Source organism: Aliinostoc maniaoense, assembly GCF_058172895.1.
The window spans coordinates 2,176,563-2,193,956 of record NZ_CP187952.1; the positions used below are offsets into that span (position 1 = coordinate 2,176,563).

The 17,394-nt window shown below is 41.3% G+C and carries 14 protein-coding genes; 4 read left to right on the forward strand and 10 right to left on the reverse strand.

Going from position 1 to position 17,394, the window contains the following annotated elements; genetic code table 11:
- The first annotated feature begins 328 nt into the window (after nt 1-328).
- Nucleotides 329-823 carry a pentapeptide repeat-containing protein gene (locus ACPZ3T_RS09710; protein ID WP_490275608.1) on the forward strand — a complete coding sequence of 165 codons (495 nt, stop codon included), beginning with the start codon at nt 329-331 and terminating at the stop codon, nt 821-823.
- A gap of 240 nt (nt 824-1,063) precedes the next feature.
- The gene (gene purT, locus ACPZ3T_RS09715; RefSeq protein WP_490275610.1) at nt 1,064-2,236 is read left to right on the forward strand and encodes a formate-dependent phosphoribosylglycinamide formyltransferase; all 1,173 of its coding nucleotides are present in this window, start codon (nt 1,064-1,066) and stop codon (nt 2,234-2,236) included.
- A 214-nt stretch (nt 2,237-2,450) separates the two neighbouring features.
- On the opposite strand, the gene ACPZ3T_RS09720 is transcribed toward purT, so the two are convergent.
- From ACPZ3T_RS09720 to ACPZ3T_RS09760, 9 genes are all read right to left on the reverse strand, one after another.
- Entirely contained in the window at nt 2,451-4,133 is a 1,683-nt protein-coding gene (locus ACPZ3T_RS09720; protein ID WP_490275612.1) for a sodium:solute symporter family protein, read from the reverse strand.
- Between the two features lie 9 nt (nt 4,134-4,142).
- Nucleotides 4,143-4,397: a DUF4212 domain-containing protein gene (locus ACPZ3T_RS09725; protein WP_490275613.1), complete on the reverse strand. Its 255-nt coding sequence runs from the start codon at nt 4,395-4,397 to the stop codon at nt 4,143-4,145.
- A 330-nt stretch (nt 4,398-4,727) separates the two neighbouring features.
- The gene (locus ACPZ3T_RS09730) at nt 4,728-6,152 is read right to left on the reverse strand and encodes an aldehyde dehydrogenase family protein (RefSeq protein WP_490275615.1); all 1,425 of its coding nucleotides are present in this window, start codon (nt 6,150-6,152) and stop codon (nt 4,728-4,730) included.
- A gap of 153 nt (nt 6,153-6,305) precedes the next feature.
- Nucleotides 6,306-7,349: a nitrilase-related carbon-nitrogen hydrolase gene (locus tag ACPZ3T_RS09735; RefSeq protein WP_490275617.1), complete on the reverse strand. Its 1,044-nt coding sequence runs from the start codon at nt 7,347-7,349 to the stop codon at nt 6,306-6,308.
- A 165-nt stretch (nt 7,350-7,514) separates the two neighbouring features.
- Entirely contained in the window at nt 7,515-7,805 is a 291-nt protein-coding gene (locus ACPZ3T_RS09740) for a hypothetical protein (protein WP_490275619.1), read from the reverse strand.
- A gap of 439 nt (nt 7,806-8,244) precedes the next feature.
- Nucleotides 8,245-8,907 carry a hypothetical protein gene (locus tag ACPZ3T_RS09745; RefSeq protein WP_490275621.1) on the reverse strand — a complete coding sequence of 221 codons (663 nt, stop codon included), beginning with the start codon at nt 8,905-8,907 and terminating at the stop codon, nt 8,245-8,247.
- A gap of 257 nt (nt 8,908-9,164) precedes the next feature.
- Nucleotides 9,165-10,148 (reverse strand): PRC-barrel domain-containing protein, encoded by a 984-nt coding sequence (locus ACPZ3T_RS09750; RefSeq protein ID WP_490275623.1) that lies wholly within the window; start codon nt 10,146-10,148, stop codon nt 9,165-9,167.
- Between the two features lie 58 nt (nt 10,149-10,206).
- Nucleotides 10,207-13,848: a chromosome segregation protein SMC gene (smc, locus tag ACPZ3T_RS09755; RefSeq protein WP_490275625.1), complete on the reverse strand. Its 3,642-nt coding sequence runs from the start codon at nt 13,846-13,848 to the stop codon at nt 10,207-10,209.
- Between the two features lie 208 nt (nt 13,849-14,056).
- The gene (locus ACPZ3T_RS09760; RefSeq protein ID WP_490275627.1) at nt 14,057-15,040 is read right to left on the reverse strand and encodes a GntR family transcriptional regulator; all 984 of its coding nucleotides are present in this window, start codon (nt 15,038-15,040) and stop codon (nt 14,057-14,059) included.
- A gap of 181 nt (nt 15,041-15,221) precedes the next feature.
- Here ACPZ3T_RS09760 and ACPZ3T_RS09765 point away from each other — a divergent pair, with 181 nt between their 5' ends.
- A complete protein-coding gene (locus ACPZ3T_RS09765; RefSeq protein WP_490277176.1) occupies nt 15,222-15,968 on the forward strand; it encodes a dienelactone hydrolase family protein in 747 nt (248 codons plus the stop codon).
- Nucleotides 15,969-16,240: 272 nt separating this feature from the next.
- The gene (locus tag ACPZ3T_RS09770) at nt 16,241-17,143 is read left to right on the forward strand and encodes a S1 RNA-binding domain-containing protein (RefSeq protein ID WP_490275629.1); all 903 of its coding nucleotides are present in this window, start codon (nt 16,241-16,243) and stop codon (nt 17,141-17,143) included.
- 83 nt (nt 17,144-17,226) lie between these two features.
- Here ACPZ3T_RS09770 and ACPZ3T_RS09775 read toward each other — a convergent pair whose 3' ends face one another.
- Nucleotides 17,227-17,373, reverse strand: coding sequence for a FitA-like ribbon-helix-helix domain-containing protein (locus ACPZ3T_RS09775; RefSeq protein WP_490275631.1), 147 nt, complete (start codon nt 17,371-17,373; stop codon nt 17,227-17,229).
- Nucleotides 17,374-17,394: the final 21 nt, after the last annotated feature.

The window sequence follows — 17,394 nt, forward strand, 5'->3', positions numbered from 1 at the left end:
TTGATAAATATACCACCCGCAGACACTATGAGGAATTGAGTATCTCGACTCTATTGCAGGGAAAACCTCAAATCACACAGACACCACCTGGAAAAAATGCCAACCTGGAAATAGTTAGACTATGGTGTCTGGGAGTCATCAACAGAAACTAATTCTTTAAAAATTCTGCAACTGAGTTTACCAAAAGTTTGTCGTAGTCATGAAAGTCAGATGTTACCCTTTGTCTGAGTGGGAGATTTGACTAGGTTCTCATGTTACTGTTGTTCATCTGGCTATAGATAACTTTAGCCGTGCATCCGATAGTTAGATATAGTGCCAAGTAATGATCATGATCAATCATCATACTCAAGACCTCCGCTCGAATGCTATTCACTTTTTAGAGCAGACTCCACCACAACGTTTACAAATTCTCCAAGAATTAGGCTTAGGACGCTACCATTTCTTGACTAAAATTCGTCTCAATGATGCCAACATCAATTGTGTGATGGAATTTTTTCAAAATCCTAGTCAAGTGAAATTTCCTAACTTATCTGGGGCAGATTTATCGGGGATGATTTTAAATGAGGTGAATTTAATTCGGGCAAATTTAACAGGGGCAAACTTACAAGGTAGCAGTTTATTAAATGCTGACCTGATTTTTGTCAATTTTACCAAAGCTGACTTGAGAAAAGCCGATTTAAGAGGAGCGGCACTCAATGAAACCATTTGGATAGATGCACTAGTTGATGAATGTCAGATGGGCTTGGGTAATGGCTTAACAAAACAGCAACGTAAAGATTTACAACTCCGTGGAGCTAGGTTTAACTATTTGGCAGATGATTAATTAACATCCCACAATTATCAGACTGCTAAATATAGCAGGGTTAGGGAAACAGGAAACAGAAAACAAGGTTAGGGAAAGTTGAAACTTCTTTGCTATCCCATTTGTTTGGAAAATTTTATGTTCTCGGCCAATTAACAACTGCTATAAATACACTGTTCCAAATCAAATTTGTAGACAGTTTATAGTGAGGAGGCTGATAGATGATGATGTTTTTATTTTGAACTTTGAATCGCTCTGTCAATGATTAACTCCATCAAACTTCCCCAAAAACTGATGTTACTGGGTGCAGGGGAACTCGGCAAAGAATTTGTAATTGCAGCGCAACGGCTAGGTAATTATGTTATAGCCGTTGATCGCTATGCTAATGCTCCAGCGATGCAAGTTGCTGATAGTTGTGAAGTTATATCTATGCTGAGTGCTGATGATTTAGAAGCGGTAGTTACTCAGCATAAACCTAACTTCATCATACCAGAAATCGAAGCAATTAGAACAGAGAAACTGCTGGAATTTGAACAAAGAGGGATAACTGTAATTCCGACAGCAGCCGCGACTAATTACACAATGAATCGTGACAGAATTAGGGAATTAGCCCATCAGAAATTAGGGATTAGAACAGCTAAATATGGGTATGCAGTTAGCTTAGAAGAATTAATCACAGTTGCGGATCAAATTGGTTTTCCTAATGTGATTAAACCTGTGATGTCTTCCTCTGGAAAAGGGCAGTCTGTAGTGCAGAATAAAGAGGAAGTAGAACAGGCTTGGAATTATGCGATCGCTAATTCTAGAGGTGACAGTCAAAAGGTAATCATCGAAGAATTTATTAACTTTGAAATTGAAATTACCCTGCTGACGATTAAACAGTGGAACGCCCCCACTATTTACTGTGAACCCATTGGGCATCGACAAGAAAGAGGAGATTATCAAGAGTCTTGGCAACCCGCAGGCATATCACCAGGTAAAATCTTCCAAGCCCAAGAAATCGCTAAAAAAGTCACCGATGCTTTAGGCGGTGCAGGCATTTTTGGAGTAGAGTTTTTCATCACCAAAGATGAGGTAATTTTTTCAGAACTTTCTCCCCGTCCTCATGATACGGGCATGGTGACATTAATTTCCCAAAACCTCAACGAATTTGAATTACATTTAAGGGCAATTTTAGGCTTACCAATTCCACATATAGAACAGTTAGGGGCTTCAGCTAGTGCAGTAATTTTAGCCTCAGAAAAATCAGAGTGTATTAACTACACAGGTGTAGCTGAAGCCTTGTCAGAAAAAGATGTAGATATCAGATTATTTGGTAAACCAAACGCCCATCCTTATCGTCGTATGGGAGTAGCTTTAGCAAAAGCTGATAGTGTAGAAGCTGCTAGAGAAAAAGCGACGAAAGCAGCAGGTAAAATTCAAATTGTTGGTTGATGGGGCATGGGGCAGAAAAATTCAAAATTCAAAATTCAAAATTCAAAATTAAAGAATTTTGGGGCATGGGGAATGGGGCATGGGGAATGGGTAGACAAGGTAGACAAGGTAGACAAGGTAGACAAGGTAGAATTTATTTCCAGTACACCCCTAAACCCCTACACCCCTAAACCCCTACACCCTTACTCCCCTACACCCCTACACCCTTACACCCTTACTCCCCAATTCCTACAGCTTGTGATTCTTCCTCTAGAGATGGAGAACGTAAATCTTCTACCATCGCCTGAATTTCTGCTGGGGGTGGTGGGGTGAGGCGAGAAACTACCACTGTCACCGCGAAGTTAATTAGCATACCTAAAGTACCGATACCTTCGGGAGATACGCCAAAAAACCAAGGCTGCATTCCTAAAAACTTGACCCCAATAATGTAGACAATGGTAAAAATTAACCCTGTCAACATTCCAGCGATCGCACCCTCGGAATTGGTACGCTTATCAAAAATGCCCAAAACTATCACCGGGAAAAAGCTAGCAGCCGCTAACCCAAAGGCAAAAGCTACTACTTGTCCTACAAACCCTGGCGGATTTACACCAAAGTAACCAGCTAATACCAAGGATAAACCCACCATCACACGCCCGACAAACACCCGTTTTTGTTCTGAGGCACTAGAATCAACAATGCGGTAGTAGATATCATGGGCAACAGAACTTGAGATCACCAGCAACAAACCTGATGCTGTAGATAACGCCGCCGCTAACCCCCCAGCCGCTACTAAGGCAATTATCCAAGGTGGAAGTTTAGCTACCTCTGGGGTAGACAGCACAATAATATCTGGATCGATTTTAATTTCGCTGGTGTCTTTGTTGGGAGTTAATTGATAACGCCCATCCTTATTTTTATCGTCAAAGGTTAACAACCCAGTTTTTTCCCATTTTTGCGCCCAGTCTAACTGTTGTACTTGAGTTACAGTTTGATTGTTCAAAGAAGTAATCAAGTTATAACGGGCAAACATGGAAACTGCCGGTGCAGTGGTGTACAGAATAGCAATGAATAATAATGCCCACCCAGCAGAAGACCTTGCTGCACGTACACTGGGAACCGTGTAAAATCTGACAATAATGTGAGGTAAACCCGCAGTACCTACCATCAAGGCGATAGTGATGAACAGTACATCTAACATCGACTTGTTCACAAAGGGCTTAGTATACTCTTGAAACCCTAAATCAACCTGAATTTGATTCAGTTTCGTTGCAACATCACTAAAGGTAAATGCTAACTGGGGAACAGGATTACCGGTTAGTATCCAGGCGATCGCAATTGCCGGAATCAAGTAAGCTACAATTAACACCCCATACTGGGCTACCTGTGTCCAGGTAATTCCTTTCATCCCGCCCAACACCGCAAAAAAACCGACAATTACCATACCGATAATTACGCCGGTGTTAATGTCTACTTGTAGGAAACGGCTGAAAACAATGCCCACACCGCGCATTTGTCCAGCCACATAGGTGAGGGAGACGAAAATTGCTGCTACTACTGCCACCAAACGGGCAATATTAGAATAATAGCGATCGCCTACAAAATCCGGGACTGTATACTTACCAAATTTCCGCAGATAGGGAGCAAGTAATAAAGCCAGCAGTACGTAACCCCCAGTCCAACCCATCAAATAAATAGAACCGTCATACCCCAAAAACGAAATCAGCCCCGCCATTGAAATAAACGAAGCCGCAGACATCCAATCGGCCGCAGTAGCCGCACCATTAGCAATAGAGGGGATATCTTGCCCTGCGACATAAAAGTCTTTGCTACTTTTAACTCTTGATTGCCAACCAATGTAAATATAAGCAACAAAAGACAGTCCAACTATCAAAATTGTCCAAAGTTCAACTGACACTGTTTTTCCTTACTTCTTAATATTATACTTGCGGTCTAATTTGTCCATCTGCACAGCGTAAATAAAAATCAATCCTACAAAAACCAAGATTGATCCTTGCTGTGCCATCCAGAACCCGAAAGGCACGCCAAAAAAGCGCAATCCATTCAAAGGTTGCACCAACAAAATACTAAAAACTAGGGATACTAATCCCCAAATAATTAAAAGATTGCGAATTAAAGCAGTATTAGCACGCCAGTAAGCTTGACGTTGATCTTCATTCATGATTGTCTAGCGTAAGTGCATCAAAAATCTTACCAGTAACCCTTGATTACACTTAAGCTTTTTGTATATTTATTTAAATTTATTGATTAATTTTTATTGAAAGCGGTGGGAAACTCCGTCCCCTTGCGGGTGAAGAGGGACTTCTCAACAAGCCCTAAAAAACCGGGTTTCTGAACGAAAGATTAAGCTTTTAAGCTGAGGGATTTGCAAGAAACCCGGTTTTTAAACGAGGTGAGAGGGCATTGGTAACTTCTTTCCCATGCCCCATGCCCCATGCCCCAAAATTCTTTAATTTTGAATTTTGAATTTTTCTGCCCCATGCCCTCAAACCTATGAAGACGAATGCTCAAACCACCAAGGATCATGGTTAGAGTTAGTTTTAATCAAAAATGCTTGTTTGCGTAGAAATCGCTGGAATGCGGCTGCACCCATACGTGAACCACCTATACCAGAAAATTTAAAAGCATTTTTCTCTCCTTCGTGCATCATCGCAGTTAAGGAAGCATCATTAATACTAACCGCACCAGCATTAATTTGCCGTGCCACAACTAAAGCTTCCTCCTCTGAACCAGCAAACACGGCTGCACTCAGTCCATAAATGGAATCGTTCGCTAAATATACCGCTTCTGCAATACTACGAAAAGGCATCACGGGCATAATTGGGCCGAAAGTTTCCTCAGTCATCACTTTCATGGAATGATTAACTTGAGTTAGCACTGTCGGACGACACCACCAACCACCCCCTAATTCCTCGACTTTCCCGCCACAGTGAACGACTGCACCCTTTTCCACTGCATCAGCAAGATGATCACTAATTAGTGCGGCTTGTCTTTCGGCAATAATCGGGCCAATCTGTCCACTATCAATGTTAGGGTAGGCAAGCTGAAGACGATGTGCTTTGGCGACTAGTTGATGATAAAACTCTTCAAATATGGCTTCAGCAACATAAATCCTTTCAATAGAAACACATGACTGTCCAGTATTAACAACTGCACCCCACAAAATAGCAGAGGTGGCTAAATCTACATTAGCTGATTCTAAAACGATCGCCGGATCTTTGCCTCCCAACTCTAAAAACGCCGGGATAAAACGTTTAGCTGCCGCTTCTCCTACTCTCCGCCCTGTGGATACACTACCTGTAAAACAAATTAAATCTACATAATCAATTAAAGCTGTCCCCGTTTCTCCTGTTCCCTCAATAAAAATTAAGACATCCCGCAAATGATTAACATTATTCAATGCCGTCAACAGAGGCGCAACAAAACGAGGTGTAGTTTTACTGGGTTTGACAACCACAGCACAACCCGCCAACAACGCCGGGATAGTATCAATTATCGATAGCAATAAGGGGAAATTCCACGGACTAATTACCCCCACTAAAGGGTAAGGTACAAAAGCTTGTTGCAAGGCGATAAAAGGAATACTAGTATTTTTCGCTGATGTTTGTAGCAAATCTGGTGCTAAATCGCACCAACGGTCAATACTGCTTAAGCAAGAATCAATTTCTAATATAGATATAGACAATCTGCCAGTGTCATTAACTAAAGCGTCTGTCAGTTGTTGACGTACAGCTAATATTGCTTCCTTCCATTGTTTTAAAGCAGTGATTCTCCCTTCCACACCTAACTCATACCATTGAGTTTGCGCCCGTCGCGCCCGATTACATTGTTGTGCTAGCAACCGAGGCGGTGGCGGAATAATCACATAGTCAAATTTTCCCGTCCGAGGATTACGCACTTCTATAGGACTACTCATTACTTATTACTCATTACTCATTACTCATTACTCATTACTCATTACTTATTACTCATTACTCATTACTTATTACTTATTACTCATTACTTATTACTCATTACTCATTACTCATTACTCATTACTCATTATTGTGAATTGATTTCACCCCCACGATCAAATTATCCCCAAATTGCTCAAGCGTTCAATGGTTTTTTGTTGGGTTGCGATAAAATGCTTACGTTCTATTGGCTGAGTCAGCATGGTGTTGGCGGGGTAAAATGTTGACTGAGCATAACTTTCGGCGTATAGTTCAAATCGCTGACGTGATAGTAAATTATTTAACCCTGGACGATGGCGATCGCGTCTTAAGGCTACTAAATCTATTTCTGCAAAGGCTGCCATGCTTTCCCCCGCGCCTGTTTCGGCTAGAACTAAGCCACGATAATCAATGATTTTTGAACCGCCATCTACTGAACCAATGGGAATGGAACTATTACCTAGTCCGGCGGTGTTAGCTGAGACTACATAAGCCATATTCTCCACGGCGCGGGTGATTTTGGCTGCATCTTTAGGGGTGAGGCGTTGACTATAAATTTCTGAGGTGGAATGTAGGAAGATTTCTGCTCCTCGCATAGCTAAACATCGGGCTACTTCTGGGTATAAAATTTCCTCTGATGCTAAAGCTGCTAAATTGCCGATCGCGGTTTTGGCGACGGGGAAAACCCCCTCTAAACCGTAACAATCTAGATATTTATCCCAGACATCATGAGGTGTAGGGGCAAACATCGAGTTTAACCGCCGATAACGCAACACTACTGTACCACCTGGATCGATCACAAAGCAGGTTTGAAAATACAACCCCGGAAAATTCGGGTCAAGTTCGTAGGCATTACCAGCTAAAAATATACTATGTTTTTGAGCAATTTTACTGAGAGCAGTATACTCAGCACCATTCATTTCTAAACAGGCTTTGTTTGCCCATACTTCCATAGATTCCCCCATTGGAAAACCTGTGAGGAAGTATTCTGGTAACACTATTAACCGACAATCAGCACCAATAAACGCCACACTAGCAGCAATTTGCTCTGCCAAGCGGGTAATAGTTTTTTCCATCAGTAACCTGACTTCTTGGCGATCGCGTGCTTGATTGACTGCGTGACAGGTGACTTGCAGTGCTAAAGCGCGGAATGTGTCCAGAGATTGACTAGAATCTGTCATGTTATTTATGAGGGATATGTTGAAAACCCTGTGACTGTCTTCCTCATTCGGAGCAACAGTTTAAATTACCGTGATTTTAGTCCGATGAGAGTCAAGATTACTCAGGTTATATTATTTTCTCCCCTTATGCGATCGCTTTTATTAATCGGATCAGTAAATCTGTTTCTAAATTATATGAGTATCTTTTAAAGTGCAAGAGAAACGAAGTTGTCCAGTCAACTCATCAAAATAAGAAGTACAAGTTCCAAATTTATTACTAAAACTTTGATTTGGTGATACTTTTCCTAATTCTATACGAATTTTAGCACTAGCTTTGTCAATGCCGATGTTAGTAGGATTATTTGTAGTATCACTGGTAATGGGTGTTTTAACGCCACCAATTATCTTAGCCTCTGCTTCTGGAGTAAGGGGAATCAATAGTTGTGCATGAAATGTTGAAATAATTTCAGGTAACATAATTCTCCATTTTATTTATATAACTATTGAGCTAGTTGTTATTCCCAATCTAAGCAGTATTTGTAATTAATTCATAATCCATAAGATAGAAAAGAAATTCATTCGTGCGATAGTTTACAAAAATAAAAATGGAGGATTAAAGATGCACAGAATATAGCTATGCTTGGCGAATAAATTGGACTGTAGATTGATATAAAAAGCTTCAAAAGTGAACTCTCATGAGAAAAGATATTGGTTAGGTTATAAACCCTAACTAAGCAAAAAAAGTAAGCAAGAGAATTTTTAACTTGCTCAAAAACACTATTATTGAGGCTTCTAAGAGCCTCGGCATCGCAACTTTCTTGCACCACATTAGTTGAGAAGGAAGTTATCTTTAAAAAATACTATAAATCGAGAGATTTATTATAATATGCAGACAGAAGTTTAAAAGTTAACTAATTTAAAATATTGTCAATTCTGGTGCATTAATATTATTATTTTGAATTATAACTTGCGCTTTTGACATTGGATTACAGTCATTTATATAGATCATTGATGCCTTATGATAACGCTCTAAATACCTTTTTTTTGTTTCTGACTCTCCTCCAAGACGTGCTTGATCTCGTTGAACACCGCGATTTAAAGCAATCTCAAAGTCAGTCTGAACAAAAATACGAAAGTCCCAATAATCATTTAGCTTTTCTTTGAACAAGAAAGTACCATCAACAACCAAAATTGTATTTCTATCTGCAATTTGCAGTTCAGGATTTACGGAGATATCTGTTTCTAAGTCAAGAGATTGAGTTTGATAAGTTAAATTACCTCCTTTACCTAAAGGTTTTAGTAGACGTTCAATGAGTGCGTCATAATCATGAGCATTTTCATAATAACCATGAGCTAAACTTAGAGCTTCTGAATAGCGTAGTTTTTTGGGATTATGAAAATCATCGATAGATGCCTTAATACACGGATAGCCTCGGCTGATAATTTCTAAAGCGATTTCTTGAGCTAATGTACTTTTCCCTGAAGCTGTAATCCCACTCACTCCTACTCTAATAGGATGCTCCAGTCTTAATTTCTCTATTTCATTGACAATGAGTTTTACAACTTCTTTTCTTTTCATGAAAAGTTTTGGAAATTTTATATTTTTATAATATATCAAAACTAAAAAATTTTAATAGAGTTGTGATTTGTTAATAAAGTATTACATAGTTTATCAATTTACTGATTACCCACCGGATAAACAATTCTTGCACTTTATCCATAGCAAACCCTATATAAATGATATTTGTAACTAATAAGCTACAAATATAATACACGACTATTATAAAATAACCCCAGTTCTGTGAATCAAAACTGGGGTTATTTCTACAAGGGGTTTTAATATCCGCTTTCTTCTTCGTATTCTGGCTGTCTTTCTTTGACTTTCTTAGGAATATTCACTGGTTGCGGTGGTGTATCTTCCCAAGCATCGCCTTCTACATCATCATAGTCGTCGTAATCGTTGCTGTAGGGCTGAGACTTGTAGGGTTGGGCTGGTGGCTCTTGATACCTATCTTTGCCTGTGGCTTCACTCCAGTTATCTTCTTCGTCTTCCTCGTATTGAATCGACTCGTAAGAACGCGCCCGCATCACTTCGCGCCTTGGTCTTTCTTCTTCGATGTAGTCCTCATTCCATTCTTCTTCTAAAGCCACGGGTTCGGGGGTGCGGACTTTGGGTTTAGGTGGTTGTAGGGGTACGCCGCTAGGGAGTTGATTGGAGGGGGCGACGGCGCGGGGTGCGGAATAGCCGTATTCTTCCTCTTCTCCTCTTTCCCAAGGTGCTTTCCCAATACCTAGTCTTTCCAAGACACCGACTGTTAATTGGTTAACTCGTTCTTCCGCACCTTCAAACACAATTAATCTACTGGGGCCAGTGCTGACGACTTCTTCGATTGATATCTCGTAGGTACTCAAAAACTGGTCGGGAATTTGCGGTACTCCCAAGGAGGCGATGACGATAGAGGTTAACTTACCTGTTTCCGCTTCAAATTTGAAGCCCCGCACTCTACCTAAGACTTCACCTGTTTCGGTGATGACTTCCCAGTTCATCAAGTTACTGAAGGCTTCAACTTCAATGTCTTCGATGACATCTTCGTTATCAACCAGGATGACATCACCAAATTGGTTGATGCTGCTCAGGTACATATAACGCGGTAGACCAGAAATAGAGATCAGGCTGTCTCGCAAACCAAGAGCCACAACCTCTCTTTGATCAATATCTACCCAAACTTGGCTGACTATCCCTAATCGTTTGCCATTGTCGCGGGTAATTACCTGGGTATTTAATATGTCGGAACGCCTAATTATCTGTTCAGAGGTCATTCTATACGGAGTCCTGATCTCGAATCCGGTTTATCTATACACTATTATTAACAAAAACTCAAGCAGATGTATTGGAAGATTGCAATTTAATTCCCAAAACTTGGGTGTAAGCTCCCCTTGCCTGAGTAACGCCAATGGTGCGTTCGGCTGATTCTATCATCGGACGACGCAAACTCACAACTATGAACTGGGCTTGTTGTGCCTGTTTTTTAATCATTCTTGATAAACGTTCCACGTTTGCGCCATCGAGGAACATATCTACTTCATCAAAAGCGTAAAAGGGTGAGGGGCGGTAACGTTGTAGCGCAAAAATAAAGCTTAAAGCGGTGAGTGATTTTTCTCCCCCAGACATGGAAGCGAGTCTTTGCACTGGTTTACCTTTGGGGTGGGCGACTAAATTTAAGCCGCTAGCAAAGGGATCTTCGGGGTTATCGAGTTGGAGGTAGCCGTCACCGTCGGAAAGGGTGGCGAAAATCCCTTGAAAGTTTTCGTTCACAGCGTCGAAGGCTTCTTTAAAGGCTTGTTGGCGCAAGGTGGTAAAGTTTTCAATCCTTAAGAGTAATTCTGTGCGTTCGGCTTCTAATGTCTGCAATTTTTGGCTGAGTTCTTCCAGGCGGTTTTGGGTGCGTTCGTATTCTTCCAACGCCAACATATTTACAGGTTCCATCGCTTGCAAGCGTTTGGCTAGCGATCGCAATTCTTTCTGCAATTCTTCTAAGTCTACCTGATCGGGTACTTCTGGCAAAGGGTTGGGCAATTCGGGGGCGAGTTCTTGAATTTGAGTTTGCAGGTTGGCTAAATCTTCCCGACGTTTGATTTGGCTTTCTTCCAGCTTTTGGATTTCCCATTCTAATTGTTGCTGACGCAGGAGATGCGATCGCACTTGTTGTTCTAATGCGTCGCGTTTTTGTTTCTCCTCACCCAAATTCTTTTCCATTTCACTCATTTGGGCGCGGGTAGCAGCAATTTGAGTGCTGAGTGCTGAGTGCTGAGTGCTGAGGGTGGCGATTTGGGTTTGTTGGGTTTGTTGTTCTTGTTGGTATTGGGTAATGCGTTGTTCGGCTTCTTGGATGCGCTCTTGTAGGCGTTGCTGTTGATTCTCTAAATTTTTTAATCGTTGTTCGGCTTCTCTAAAGGCGGTTTCCCGTTGCTGTAATTGCTGTTCTTGGGTTTTTATCGTCCCTTGGATTTGTTGCCATTCGCTGGGGGTTTGGGAGGCTTCTAAATCGGCTAGGGTGTGGCGTAATTGCTGTAATTGCGTTTCTTGTCCTGGAAGTTCATTGTCTAATACTTCCAGGCGAGTTTGGGCGGTGTGAAATTTTTCGGTGTTTTGGGTGAGTTGCGATCGCGTCCCTTCTAACTGGGCTGTTAAACTTTTAATGTCCTTCTGTAACTGTTCCAATTGCAACTGCTGTTCTCGCCGTGCTTGACGCGCTTCCGTGAGTTCTTGGGATAATTGCTTACTTCTAGATGATAAATTGGCGATCGCTTCCGTACAACGGTCTAAAATTCTATCAATATCCTGCAAACGCTGTTTTAAAGCTACCGCCTCATCTGATTCCGCCGCTTCTCCCTTGCCAAAACGTAATGATGAACGCTGATTCATACTACCGCCAGTCATCGCGCCACTGGTTTCTAGTAATTCCCCGTCTAAGGTAACGATGCGATATAAACCAAGATTTTTCCGCGCCTGTTCTAAGTTGCTAAATACTACCGTGTTACCGAAAACATAATTAAATACATCACGATAACGGCGATCGCATTCTACTAAATTCACCGCATAGCTGACAAAGCCATGAGCTAACCGCAAGGTTGCATCCTGGGTAATTCTGGGAGCTTGAATTTTGTTTAAGGGTAAAAACGTCGCCCTCCCCGCCCGTTTTTGTTTGAGTAATTCAATTCCGGCGGCGGCTATCCCATCATCTTCTACTACAATGTGTCCTAAACGCGCGCCAGCCGCAATTTCTAACGCCAATTGATAACGGGGTTCAACTCGTCCTAAATGCACCACCAAGCCGCAAACGCCGGGTAATCCTGATTGAATAATCACCTTACTAGCTTGTGTTCCCTGAACTTCCTGCTGTGCTTGGGTTTGGGCTTCGATTTTATCTAACTGACGCTGTTTTTCCCGTTGTTCTTGCAATAGCCGCTTTTGAGTTTCCTGTTGAATTTGTAATTCTTGATCTGTGGCGGTGAGATTTTGGGCTAAATCTTGAATAGGTTCACTAGAACTATTAAACTCAGTTTCTAACTTAGAACATTCCGCTTGTTTTTCTGCCAACTGCGGCTCTAAATTGGTAATTAATTGCGTTTCCTCTTGAATTAACTCCTGTAACTGATTATTCCGCTCTCTCAATTGTGCTTGTTCTGTACGCTGCGGTTCTAGAGTTTGCAACAAAGTTTCAATTTGACGGTTGAGTGCAGTTTGTTGCTGTACCCAAGCTTCCGAAGCTGTAGCGATAGCTGCGGCGGCTTCACGGGACTTTTCTAAAGCTTGTTGAGTTTCATCCCGTTGCTGCTGACAGTAAACGATAGATTGCTGTTCTAACCCCTGTGCTTGAGCAATTTCAGATAAACCCTGCTGATGCTGTTGAATTTCTTGCTGAGTTTGCGTCAACCGCCTAGCAGTTTCTTGGGAAGTGTTGGTTAAATCCGCTTGCTGACGTTCTAGTTGCTTGCGTTCCGCTTCTTGGGTAGCCAGGGTAGATTGTACCGCTAATAGTTCTTCCTCGCCCAAAGCCTTGACGTGTGCATTGAGTTGTTCTAATTCTGCCGTTTTTTGGGCAATTTCTGTATTTAAGTTGGTGAGTTGGGTTGTGAGTTCGCTAAAATTGCGATCGCCTGCTTGAATTTCCGTGGCTAACTTTTCCTGCTGTGCTTGCAAAGAACGCCAAGATAACACCGCTTCCCAAGACTGCTTATGTAAATATTCAGTACGTAACTTTTGATACTTCTCCGCCTTAGCTTTATCTTGAGACAGGCGATCGCGTTGTAAAGTTAACTCATTCTCAATAATCCGACAACTATCTTCCTTTTCCTTCACCTCATCCAGGGTCGCCTTAGCCTGATTAATCTTACGGTCAAAAGCTGCCACCCCAGCCAACTCATCAATAATTTCCCGACGCTCCTTAGCATTCATCGAGATAATACTAGTTACGTCACCTTGCAGCACGACATTATACCCTTCCGGGTAAATCCGCAAATCTTCCAACTGCTGATGCAACTCTGTCAGTGTACAGGATGCACCATTGATATAGTAATTCGACGTATAACTTCCTTGATGAGTCACCCGCAGTTTTCTTGTCACACTCCATTCTGTTGGCTTGTGTCCGTTACCATTCTCTGTTGGCTGTTCTTCTGGTTGCGCCTCATCTTGTAATAATTCTTCATCACTGGTGACTACTGATAACTGATCATTGACATCTACCAAATCAGATAAATCAAAAGTCACAGTTACACTAGCTTCTACCGCCGCACGACTTTTAGCCGTTTGAGTATTATTAACCAAATCCGGTAAGCGATCGGCGCGCATCCCCTTAGAACTAGCAAGTCCCAAACAAAACAGTAGCGCATCTAAAATATTCGACTTCCCCGAACCATTCGGCCCGGATATGACAGTGAACCCCGGTAGTAGAGGGACTGAGGTAGTACCACCGAAGGATTTAAAGTTAGTAAGTTCGACGCGCTTAATATGCACCATAGGTGCTAAATCATAGGGATAATGAAGAACAAGTGTATCAATTAATTAAAAATTAGCAACTAGTTTATCGTAGAGAATCGAAATTTTTTCATCCCGGAGATTCCCAAACCAGGGTTTATCAGTCAATTTATGGTACAACATCTCACCCGACTGAAAACACCAGATGAGTGATTATAGCTAAATATCTCACAGCGATCGCTGTTTGGTTTCAACCCAAGCCCAATTCTCGTTGCAGCAAGTTAATCGAATTTGTGCCGATATAACTTTCTACCTTAATCAATTTGGGTGGACGAATAATATCTTCCGAGGCGGCTTGAACTGCTGTTTGCACTATGGTAAAACAGGCTTGATCACAAATAATTACTTGGGCGCGTTTAACAATGGCTTGCAATTTATAATTGTCTTGTGGTTGGGCAGTCATAATTAGTAAATCATCACCCCGCAACCCGTGTAAAATTACCTCGGCTTGATGACCAATTCCCGAACTGAGGCTAACTATACCTACACAGTTATCTTTAGGCAAGGTTTTGAGTAAATTGATTTCTTTGGTGTAGTCGTAGATATCGAGAGGAATTACCCGCACAGATTTAGGAGCGGCGATCGCTTCCACATCGTTGATAAAATAGCGACTGGTAACTACGGTAGCTGAGGTAGTTTTATCGAGTACGGCTGCTAATTCTTCGATGGCTACTAGTTGTACTGGGATTTGTAAGGTGTCTTCTAATTCATAGACCATTAAATCACCCACCCCTAAATCTTGGGCAGGTGCAGCAACTAATACCCGCGCACTACAGCGCAAACGCCAGTCAATTTCTGCTAAAAATATCTCTCGTGCTTGGTTGAGTGAATATCCTTGAGTAATTAGTTCATCCAAAGCTTGCTGCAAAACTTTTGATGCTTCAGGATGTTGTTGCAAAATCGGTGATTGTAGCCTGCTACCACCTTCATGGCCTTGAGCGCGGACATAAATTCCTGAACCAGCCAGACTTTCTACAAAACCGTCTTCTTCTAACTGACGGTAGACTTTACTAATAGTGTTGCGATGTAATCCCGTTTGCATCGCTAAAGCCCGTGTACTTGGTAACTTGTATCCTGGGGGATATTGCCGAGAAGCGATCGCAAACCGCATTTGATTAAATAGCTGGGTTGATGCCGGAATTTCACTATCTGGCTGAATACGGAATTGAATCATAATTCAAAATTCAAAATTAAGAAAACTAAGTACAGCAAGAATTTTGGTTATCGTACATGGGAGCTTTTTATTATTTAAATTCCTCATGTATAAGGAGATTTGAGGAAAACCACTAAACATACTGGCATAGTTATATCAAATAATTACAAAGCTGTATTGGGTTGCATTGGTAAAAATTATGATGACTGAGCAAGCATTAGATACTCAAACCGTCAAGATTTCACACAACAGTTTACAAATCTCTGCCTACTTAGCACAGCCCCAAACACCGGGTACTTATCCAGGAGTTGTAGTTTTACAGGAGATTTTTGGTGTAAATGAGCATATTCGAGATGTCACAGAACGAATTGCCAAGTTAGGATATATAGCGATCGCACCTGCACTATTTGAACGGATTGCGCCTGGCTTTGAAACCGGTTACACCCCCGCAGATATTGAAATCGGTAGAACATACGCCTGGGAGCAAACCACCGCATCAGAATTACTCAGCGATATTCAAGCGGCCATTAATCACCTCAAAACCTTACCGAATGTCAAGCAAGATGGTATTGGTTGTATTGGCTTTTGTTTTGGCGGTCATGTAGCATATCTTGCTGCCACTTTACCAGATATTACTGCTACAGCATACTTCTATGGTGCGCGTATTCCCACAGCAACACCGGGAGGAGACACACCAACTCTTAGCCGAACATCAGAAATAAAAGGCACAATTTATACATTTTTTGGTGAAGAAGATGCGAGTATTCCCCCAGAACACATCAGCGAGATTACCACAGAGTTAGAAAAATACAACATTTCCCATCGTGTGTTCCGCTACGATGGAGCTGACCACGGATTTTTCTGTGATCGTCGTGCTAGCTATAATCCTCAAGCAGCCGCCGAAGCTTGGGAACAAGTCAAGCAACTGTTTGCAACCGTATTGGCATAAGAGAAACCCATCTACTTGCCCATACAATAGTTAGAGATTTGTAAACTCAACACTACTGTTAATTCAGATAGTGTTAGATGTTTAGTAAAAACTGATAACTTTGGGTTTGTAATTTTTAATTACCAATCCAAACAAAAATCACAAATCCTCAACGGAGTGTTCTTAATTACGAATTACGTAGCTTGCTTCCCGTAGGGTATTACGAATTACGAATTACAAATTAAACACTCCGTTAGTTTTAAATCAAATAACAAAATTTCTCGTCAATCGTCATGAACTCCGAATCGAAACTTTCTCAAAAAGCCAACTCGTCTTTTACAATGGACGATTTCGCCAAAGCATTAGAAAAACACGACTACCAGTTTCAAAAAGGACAGGTTGTTCACGGTAAAGTATTTCAACTTGATCCTGATGGAGCTTATGTCGATATTGGCGGTAAGTCATCAGCTTATATCCCCCGTGATGAGGCTTCTTTGAGAAGTGTGATCGATTTATCGGAAGTTTTACCGTTAAATGAAGAATTAGAGTTTTTGATTATCCGTGAACAGGATGCAGAAGGTCAAGTAACTCTCTCTCGCAGACAGTTAGAAATTCAGCACATCTGGGAAAAACTAGCCGATATGCAAGAAGCTTCTCAGACAGTGCAAGTCCGCGTGACAGGTGTGAATAAAGGTGGTGTCACCGTCGATTTGCAATCAATTCGAGGGTTTATTCCGCGATCGCACTTGACAGAACGTGATAATTTAGAAGCACTCAAAGGTCAAAGTCTCACTGTTAGCTTTCTGGAAGTAGATAAAAATAACAAAAAACTCATTCTTTCTCAACGTTTAGCAACTCGTTCTAGTAACTTCAATTTATTAGAAGTTGGTCAATTAGTAGAAGGTAAGGTAACAGGAATTAAACCTTTTGGTGTGTTTGTTGATATAGATGGCACAAGTGCTTTATTGCATATCAAACAAGTCAGCCAAAGATTTATTGAATCCCTAGAAAAAGTCTTCCAAGTAGGTCAACAAATTAAAGCTGTAATTATTGATTTGGATGAGGGTAAAGGTAGAATTGCTATTTCTACCAGAGTGTTAGAAAACTTCCCTGGTGAAGTGGTAGAAAACTTAGAAGAAGTGATGAGTTCAGCAGAAGCACGCGCTCATCGTGCTGCTAATAAATCGGCTGAATAAGTTTTGTGAAATTTAGTGCGATCGCTTTTTTTCTGCAAGGATGAAGAGAGGCGATCGCTTTTTTATATTAATGGTAAAATTTTTTACTTATATTCTTTAATTTGTTGCGCTTTTGGCTGCAATTCGTTCTGCAAAATCTTAATCACTATAGCCTCAACTGAGCAATTTTCAGCGTTGGCTAACTCTTGCAGTTGTGCGTATAAATCATCGGGTATGTTTACAATAGCCATTCTTGACTTCCTACAAGAATT

Excerpts from the sequence above, each read along its gene's own strand:
- ACPZ3T_RS09710 (WP_490275608.1), top strand. The coding sequence starts at position 329 with ATGATCAATCATCATACTCAAGACCTCCGCTCGAATGCTATTCACTTT.
- purT (WP_490275610.1), top strand. The coding sequence starts at position 1,064 with ATGATTAACTCCATCAAACTTCCCCAAAAACTGATGTTACTGGGTGCA.
- ACPZ3T_RS09725 (WP_490275613.1), bottom strand. The coding sequence starts at position 4,397 with ATGAATGAAGATCAACGTCAAGCTTACTGGCGTGCTAATACTGCTTTA.
- ACPZ3T_RS09730 (WP_490275615.1), bottom strand. The coding sequence starts at position 6,152 with ATGAGTAGTCCTATAGAAGTGCGTAATCCTCGGACGGGAAAATTTGAC.
- ACPZ3T_RS09735 (WP_490275617.1), bottom strand. The coding sequence starts at position 7,349 with ATGACAGATTCTAGTCAATCTCTGGACACATTCCGCGCTTTAGCACTG.
- ACPZ3T_RS09740 (WP_490275619.1), bottom strand. The coding sequence starts at position 7,805 with ATGTTACCTGAAATTATTTCAACATTTCATGCACAACTATTGATTCCC.
- ACPZ3T_RS09745 (WP_490275621.1), bottom strand. The coding sequence starts at position 8,907 with ATGAAAAGAAAAGAAGTTGTAAAACTCATTGTCAATGAAATAGAGAAA.
- ACPZ3T_RS09750 (WP_490275623.1), bottom strand. The coding sequence starts at position 10,148 with ATGACCTCTGAACAGATAATTAGGCGTTCCGACATATTAAATACCCAG.
- smc (WP_490275625.1), bottom strand. The coding sequence starts at position 13,848 with ATGGTGCATATTAAGCGCGTCGAACTTACTAACTTTAAATCCTTCGGT.
- ACPZ3T_RS09760 (WP_490275627.1), bottom strand. The coding sequence starts at position 15,040 with ATGATTCAATTCCGTATTCAGCCAGATAGTGAAATTCCGGCATCAACC.
- ACPZ3T_RS09765 (WP_490277176.1), top strand. The coding sequence starts at position 15,222 with ATGACTGAGCAAGCATTAGATACTCAAACCGTCAAGATTTCACACAAC.
- ACPZ3T_RS09770 (WP_490275629.1), top strand. The coding sequence starts at position 16,241 with ATGAACTCCGAATCGAAACTTTCTCAAAAAGCCAACTCGTCTTTTACA.
- ACPZ3T_RS09775 (WP_490275631.1), bottom strand. The coding sequence starts at position 17,373 with ATGGCTATTGTAAACATACCCGATGATTTATACGCACAACTGCAAGAG.